Source organism: Frankia canadensis (assembly GCF_900197875.1).
In the GTDB taxonomy this organism is placed as follows: domain Bacteria; phylum Actinomycetota; class Actinomycetes; order Frankiales; family Frankiaceae; genus Frankia; species Frankia canadensis.
Genome location: NZ_FZMO01000211.1, coordinates 1 through 6,486 on the forward strand (window position 1 = coordinate 1; position 6,486 = coordinate 6,486).

A 6,486-nucleotide genomic window follows, 5' to 3' on the forward strand; every position below is an offset into this window, starting at 1 on the left:
GCAAAGACTCAGTAGTTCCTACAAGATCTTGTCTCGTACAGGTTGACGGGTTCCGTCGCCCTGCGGCGTCTTGGTCCGCCACCAGCCAACGAGCTGACCCCAGGTCAGCCCGGACTCGTCGAGGGGCTGGTCGTAGACCAGACAGGACTCCTCGTTCCGCTCGACCTTGATCCGGTTGTTCATCGCGTCGACGAGGACGATGCGTGGCTTCGGCCCGATGGAGGCGAAGATGATGTTCTTGATCTCGCCATCGACGCCTCGCATGGACTGCCGGCGCACCAGCTCGTCTTCGCGCTCGTCGAGGGCGGTGAACACCGGCTCGAACAGGCCGGTCAGGTAGCCACTGCGCGCGCCCCAGCCGCCGGCGCCGCTCATGCCTGCGCGCTTCCAGTAGCCGTAGAACCCACCGAAGTCGCGGAACGGCGGGTTGAACGGGATGTCGAAGCGGCCAAGCACTCCACGCAGGCCGCGCAAGACGAGGGCGATCTCGTCGTCAGCCAGGACCTTGCCGCCGTCGGTGCCGAAGGCCGTGAGCTCCCGCTGCGCAAGGCGGGCGAGCCCGTACGCCGCCTCCACGTCGCTCACGCCCGGCTGCGCGCTGGTACGAAGTCCGGCGACCAGGTCAGTCTTGAGCTTCCGCTCGACGGCCCGGTCCTGGCTGAGCCGAGGGTGTCGATCCCGCATAGAAGCGCGGCCGCGATGGTGGCGTGGTGGTCATCGAAACAGCCGATGAGCGCCTCGATGAGGGCAGTCCGAGACCAGCTCGGGTCCACGAGATTCGCGAATACGGGAAGCGTCCTGGCGCCGAAATCATTGTCGACGTGCCGGTCCCAGGTGAGGTCGCTGCCACGAGTCGACGCCCGGTCGGCAGGCTGTAGTTGTTGGAGATGCTGTCCGGGGACGGTCTTCGTTGGCGTGTTCGACCGGTCACCGACGCGTCAGGTCTTCCCGTCCGCGCGGGCCGGCTCGGGCACTCGGCCATGACCGCGGCATCCCTGTATCTCGAATCCTGGACTCAGGATTTCGGCTATGCTAGCGTCCGCTCTCCACCGGCCACGTCGCAGCCACCACGGTGCGCTGTGAGTGGAATCTATTCATTACCAATATAAATTAGTCGTCGAGCGGGCTGTTCGACGGGAAGTCGATCGGGGATACGTATGATCGGGAAAAACATGACGCGCGGCGTCAGAGGCGGCGGCTTAGGCCGAATGTCGCGGCTGCGGCGTCCGCTGGCCGCCACGGCCACGGCGGCCCTCGCGGTGACGGCGGTCGCCGCCTGCTCCTCGAGCGGCTCGTCCTCAAGTGGCGCCAAGTCGCCGATCAAGCTGATGGTGATCAGCACGCTCCAGTCCGCGGCCTTCGGCTTCCCCGAGGCCGTCGACGGCGCGAAGGCCGCCGCCGCCAAGATCAACGCCGCCGGCGGCGTCAACGGCCGCCAGATCGAGATCCAGTCCTGCAACGACCAGTTCGACCCGAACACCGCGGTCGCCTGCGCCCAGAAGGCCGTGAGCCAGAAGGTCTCCGGCGTCCTCACCGGGTACACGTCATACGGATCCAAGATCGTTCCGGTTCTCGCGGCCGCGAAGATCCCGTTCCTCGGTGCCCTGCCGGCCACCGAGGTCGAGTGGAACAGCCCGGTGTCGTTCCCCTTCAGCCCTGGTACCAACGGCCTCTTCGCCGCGCTCTCGACCAAGCTGTACGAGCAGAAGTGCACGAAGATGGCCCTGCTGTCCAACACCGCCGGCGCCTCGATCGACACCTCCCACGCGGCGGAGACCGCGTTCAAGCAGGCCGGTGGTGAGGTCGTCTACAAGGCGACGATTCCTCCGACGGCGGCCGATGTCGCTCCCCAGGTGGTGGCCCTGCTGAAGGCCGGCGCCAAGTGCGTCGTCTCGGTCATCCCGCCGGCGGTCCAGCTGAACTTCATCAAGGCCGCCTACGCCGCGGACCCCACGCTGCCCATCGGTCTGGGTGGGCTGGACGACGAGGTGGTCGCCAAGCTCGGCCCGGCGGGCCAGAACCTGGTGCGTGCTGAGGCGAGCTATCCGGCCGCGTCGGACCAGATGAAGCCCTTCGTCGCCGCTCTGCACGCGTTCAACCCGGCAGCAGTCGTCTCTGCCTGGTCGCTGAACACCTACTCGGGTGTCGAGGCCATCGCGGAGGCCGCGAAGGGGCTGGACAAGACGGACGGCGCCTCGCTGATCGCGGCCCTCGACAAGACGTCCGTGACCCTGAGCGGTTACCCGAAGCCGATCGACTTCACCAAGCCGCTGGCCATCAAGGGCTGGTCGCGGCTGTTCAACTCGGAGGTGGTCGTGTCCCACTTCCAGGGTGACCACTTCGTCGCGTACCCGGGCACGGTGGACTCGCTCGCCGCCCTGCAGGCGACCCGAGGCGGCGCCTGACCTTGGTGACAACGCTCGGGGGCGTCGTTGGTCTGACGCCCCCGAGCGGCATTCCCACCGGCTCCTGTGATCGTCCAGGCCCGGTGGGCTGGGACTGCCTCCAGCGCACCGGCCGCCAGCCTGTCTCGCGGCCGGTGCGCATATGCCTTCCGCGGCCGCGAGCACGCCGGCTCGCGGCCGTGTGCTCGTTCATCTCCTCGAGGTCCTGGCTCCCTCGGACGCCACCGTGCCGACGGGCGGACGCCCGCCCGCCGGCACGGCTGCTGTTTCCGCGACTCACGGCAGACGCTCAGCGCGGCCTGGATACCGGCAGCATGCGGCGTAACACCGGCCGGCTCGGCCAAGGACCGTTCCCTTCCTCAGGCCAGGAACCGGTTCCGGCCTACTGACGGCCGGACCTTCTGGCGGGCGCGCGGTCATGGTCCAGCAGCCGGAACGCCGCCAGCAGCGCGTCACCGGTGGTGTCGATCCCGCCCCCGACGACGGTCCGCGGCACGTTCGTCGCGTCCTCGAGACTGATCATCTCGTCGTCGACGCGACCGGCCACCACCGCCGTGAGGAGCCAGATCCGTGTCCACTTCCTTGGGCTGGGATGTCCTCGCGCTTGGCTGGAATCTGTCTTCGCGGTGTCTCAGGACGGCTGGAAACCCGCAGGAAGGCCGACGGTCTTCACCTCGAAGTACTCGGCGAAGCCTTCCGGCCCGTGGGCCCGGCCGACACCGGAGTCCTTGTATCCACCAAACGGAACCCGGATGTCGACGCCAAGCGAGTTGACGCCGATCGTCCCCGCGCGGATCTTGCCGGCCACCTCCAGGCCACGTTGCGGGTCGGCCGTGAACACGCCGCCAGCCAGGCCGTAGTTGGAGTCATTGGCGATCCTGATCGCCTCCTCCTCGTCGGTGTAGGGCATCACCGTACCCACAGGCCCGAAGACTTCCTCGCGGCAGATCGTCATCGAGTTGTCGACGTCCACGAGCAGCGTCGGCTCGACGAACCATCCGCGCTCCAGATGCTTGGGCCGCCCGCCGCCGAAGACGACCTTGGCGCCGTCGGCGACGGCGTTGCTCACGTAGCTCTCCACCCGGTCGCGCTGCCGTTCGGCGACCAGCGGGCCGATGTCCGTGGTGGGGTCGAGCGGATCACCGACCTTCACCGCCGCCAGGGCGGCGCAGAAGGCGTCGAGAAGCTCGTCGTAACGGGCACGCGGTACGAGAATCCGGGTCCAGGCCATGCAGGCCTCCCCGTTGTTCAGCAACATGCCGCTGTGCAGGACCAGAGCGGCCATCGCCGCGGCGTCCATGTCGTCGAGCACGATCGCCGCGGACTTCCCCCCGAGCTCCAGCGTCACGCGCTTGATCTGTTCGCCACAGATGGCGCCGATCCTACGGCCGGCCGCCGTGCTGCCCGTGAACGAGATCATGTCCGTGCCGCGGTGCCGGACCAGGTATTCCGAGACCTCGCGGTGAGCCGGGACGACGTTCAGCGCACCGGCCGGCAGGCCGGCCTCGGCGAACGCCTCCGCGATGACATGGTCGTGCAGCGGTGTCTCCGGCGACGGCTTGAGGACGACCGTGCACCCTGCTACCAACGCGGGCAGCACCTTGGACAGCCCCAGGGAGACCGGCGCGTTCCACGGCACGATCGCGCCGACGACGCCGACAGGCTCATGCCGGACCAGGGCGCCTTCACCGCTCGGCAGCCGCCGGAGCTCGTCCCGCGGCCAGGCCACCTCGTCGGTGTGGTAATCGAAAAACGGCGCGACATGGCCCTGCCGGTAGCGGACGGTCACACCGTTCTCCCGCGAGACGAGCTGGGTCAGCTCGTCGGCGAGCGGCCGCAGCAGCTCGCCGGCCCGGCGCACGACCGCCCGGCGCTCGTCACGGGACATGCGTGGCCACGGTCCGTCGTCGAACGCCTGGCGGGCGGCGGCGACAGCCCGGTCGATGTCGGCTTCCTGGGCGACCGCGGCGGAACCGATCTTTTCCTCGGTCGACGGCGACACGACGTCAATCCGCTCGTGGCCGACGGAGGGCACATGTTCGTTTCCGATGAAAAGCGTGTCGCGCTCGTACGCCGTGCTTAGGTCGATCATTGGTCACTCGCAGTCTGCTCCGGCCAGAAACTGCTGGCCCGTCGAATTTCGCTTCCTTTGCGCGTGTGGCGAAATACCTCGTCGACCGGGTCGGGCTCGCGCTCCCCGAAGATCATGCATAGTGCGCCCGGCGGCCCGGCGGCCCGGCGGCCCGGCGGCCCGGCGGCCCGGCGGCGGTCTGGGCCAGGGCGCGCCACGGGCGACCACATCCTCCGTACCCGGGCCCATCAGGCGATCACCCGGTCGCCACTGGCCCGGCCCCAACGTCTCGCGAGCGGGTGCCCGATCGGGTGGCGAGTGTGTCGGCACCCGCTCCGCTTCCGCCCGTCCATGCGGTCATGACGATTTCTGCTCCCACAGCTCAGGGTGTGGCCGCGGTATTCGCTTCGGCCAGGTCTCGGTCGGGAAGTAGTCGTGGCCGTTGTTGCTGGAGGCTGATTGGCCGGGCCGAACACCCATGCCGTTCGCGGAGAACCGGTGATCCGACGCTAGTGTGAGGACGGTCACCCGTCAAGCATCCTGGATCCGAGATCCATCCATGCCCATCGGAGCCGGAGCGGGGACCTGCGGGACGGCGCCGTCGAGGCCGACGTCGTCCCCGTGCGGGGATCCGGCGTGTTCGCGATCTGGCCGGGTTGGTCACGGGGAGCCGTGGAGATCGAGCGCGGCGGTCGGGGTGGTGTGGTCGCGGCGGCCTGGCGGGACGAACCGGTAGCCGGCACCACGCAACCTGTTGATCAGCGCGGACTGGAGGCGGTCGACGAAGTGGATCCGGCCGTCGCTGTCCCGTGTGCCCAGGTCACCGCTGTGCAGCCAAACGTCTCGTAGCGCGGCCGCGCTCGTCGCCGGGATTCCGGTACCCGGGAGTGACACCCGGTCCGCGTATCACGATCTCGCCCAGCTTGTCGGGGGCGCGGTCGCTGACGTCCGCCACGCTTTAGCCTATGCTAAGAAGCAACTAGATTACTGGACTCCTGTGGTGGACTGTGGGATAATTGGGTGTGGCGAAGGAAGCCGGCTCTCGTATCCCGCGGCGCAAGTTGGAGGATATCCGCCTGCTCGCCTTGAGCGCGATCGATCGGGGGATGCACCCGAAGGATTCGGCGGAGGCGTTCGGGGCGGGTGTCTCGACGGTGTATGGCTAGCTGCAGGCGCGCAACGAGGGCGGGCTCGAGGCGCTGAAGGTGAAGACAGCGCCAGGACGGACACCGAGGCTTTCCGACGAACAGATGACGCGGCTGTGGAAGTTGGTTGTCGGGCGAGATCCCCGGCAGATGCAGTTCGATTTCGCCTTGTGGACCCGGGACATGGTGCGCGAGCTGATCCGCCGAGAGTTCGGGATCGTGTACACCCCCCAGGGCGTGGGGAAGCTGCTGCGCCGGATGGGGCTTTCCCCGCAACGCCCGATCCGGGACTCAATCTATTTCATCCCCGTGCGCATCTGGACGCGGGATGGGCCGAGGACGGATCAATGGACCAGCTGGCCGACATGCCCAGGCGGCAGGCGACCGACCCACGGACGGACGCGCGGACCGTCGAGGTCGAGTCCGACGTCACCGACGCCGTCGACCTCGGCGAGCAGTGTCGCTTACGGGGCACCGTGTTTGTTCCGGCGACCGGAGCTGGACCGGGGCCACGACCCGTTCTCGTGGCCGTCCCGGGTGGGACCTACACCCGGCGCTACTGGCATCTGGTGGTGCCTGGCCGGGCCGGGTACAGCTTCGCCGAGGACTTCGCCCGCCGCGGCGTCGTGGTGGTCGCGTTCGACAACCTGGGCACCGGAGCCAGCACCCGTCCGTCCGGTGGCGACCGCCTCACTCCCGAGGTGATCGCGCGGGCGAACCATGCCGCGGCTCGTGACGTGATCGACCGTCCGCGAAGATCCCACTCTTCGATGAAGCTGTCGTAGAAGAAGTCGTCGGGATCCATGTAATGAGCATTTTCAATGTTATTTTACGTGAATTGCGGGAATGTTCCGTCGCGCGCGTT

8 protein-coding genes and 1 pseudogene are annotated in these 6,486 nt (G+C 68.1%); 4 read left to right on the forward strand and 5 right to left on the reverse strand.

The annotated features are described in order from the left end of the window. Nucleotides 1–18: 18 nt before the first annotated feature. Both C1A33_RS17100 and C1A33_RS35005 read right to left on the reverse strand, forming a co-directional pair. Nucleotides 19–585 carry a hypothetical protein gene (locus tag C1A33_RS17100; protein ID WP_133150707.1) on the reverse strand — a complete coding sequence of 189 codons (567 nt, stop codon included), beginning with the start codon at nt 583–585 and terminating at the stop codon, nt 19–21. A 505-nt stretch (nt 586–1,090) separates the two neighbouring features. Further along, nucleotides 1,091–1,342: a hypothetical protein gene (locus tag C1A33_RS35005; protein WP_165818440.1), complete on the reverse strand. Its 252-nt coding sequence runs from the start codon at nt 1,340–1,342 to the stop codon at nt 1,091–1,093. Between C1A33_RS35005 and C1A33_RS17105 the strand changes: the two genes are divergently transcribed. After that, nucleotides 1,329–2,405, forward strand: a complete 1,077-nt coding sequence (locus C1A33_RS17105) for an ABC transporter substrate-binding protein (RefSeq protein WP_165818441.1) — start codon at nt 1,329–1,331, stop codon at nt 2,403–2,405. The two genes, C1A33_RS35005 and C1A33_RS17105, sit on opposite strands and share 14 nt — an antisense overlap. 382 nt (nt 2,406–2,787) lie before the next feature. Here the strand turns inward: C1A33_RS17105 and C1A33_RS35010 are convergent, their stop codons facing one another. The 3 genes from C1A33_RS35010 to C1A33_RS38380 form a co-directional block, all read right to left on the reverse strand. Further along, on the reverse strand, nt 2,788–2,928 hold the full coding sequence (locus C1A33_RS35010) for a hypothetical protein (RefSeq protein WP_165818442.1): 141 nt from the start codon (nt 2,926–2,928) through the stop codon (nt 2,788–2,790). A 108-nt stretch (nt 2,929–3,036) separates the two neighbouring features. After that, complete coding sequence (locus C1A33_RS17110; RefSeq protein ID WP_101832487.1) at nt 3,037–4,497, reverse strand: aldehyde dehydrogenase; 1,461 nt, start codon at nt 4,495–4,497, stop codon at nt 3,037–3,039. A gap of 639 nt (nt 4,498–5,136) precedes the next feature. Next, nucleotides 5,137–5,370 (reverse strand): AMP-binding protein, encoded by a 234-nt coding sequence (locus C1A33_RS38380; RefSeq protein ID WP_101832488.1) that lies wholly within the window; start codon nt 5,368–5,370, stop codon nt 5,137–5,139. A 128-nt stretch (nt 5,371–5,498) separates the two neighbouring features. Between C1A33_RS38380 and C1A33_RS35015 the strand changes: the two genes are divergently transcribed. The 3 genes and pseudogenes from C1A33_RS35015 (at nt 5,499) to C1A33_RS36690 (ending at nt 6,406) form a co-directional block, all read left to right on the forward strand. Then, a complete protein-coding gene (locus tag C1A33_RS35015) occupies nt 5,499–5,642 on the forward strand; it encodes a hypothetical protein (protein ID WP_165818443.1) in 144 nt (47 codons plus the stop codon). 129 nt (nt 5,643–5,771) lie between these two features. Further along, nucleotides 5,772–5,897: pseudogene (locus C1A33_RS37985) on the forward strand (helix-turn-helix domain-containing protein); the annotation flags it as partial. A gap of 71 nt (nt 5,898–5,968) precedes the next feature. Further along, nucleotides 5,969–6,406 (forward strand): alpha/beta hydrolase family protein, encoded by a 438-nt coding sequence (locus C1A33_RS36690; protein ID WP_243407642.1) that lies wholly within the window; start codon nt 5,969–5,971, stop codon nt 6,404–6,406. Nucleotides 6,407–6,486: the final 80 nt, after the last annotated feature.

Bases quoted from the DNA above. Each gene is read 5' to 3' on its own strand.
- C1A33_RS17105 (WP_165818441.1), top strand. From the start codon at position 1,329: ATGGTGATCAGCACGCTCCAGTCCGCGGCCTTCGGCTTCCCCGAGGCC.
- C1A33_RS35010 (WP_165818442.1), bottom strand. From the start codon at position 2,928: ATGATCAGTCTCGAGGACGCGACGAACGTGCCGCGGACCGTCGTCGGG.
- C1A33_RS17110 (WP_101832487.1), bottom strand. From the start codon at position 4,497: ATGATCGACCTAAGCACGGCGTACGAGCGCGACACGCTTTTCATCGGA.
- C1A33_RS36690 (WP_243407642.1), top strand. From the start codon at position 5,969: ATGGACCAGCTGGCCGACATGCCCAGGCGGCAGGCGACCGACCCACGG.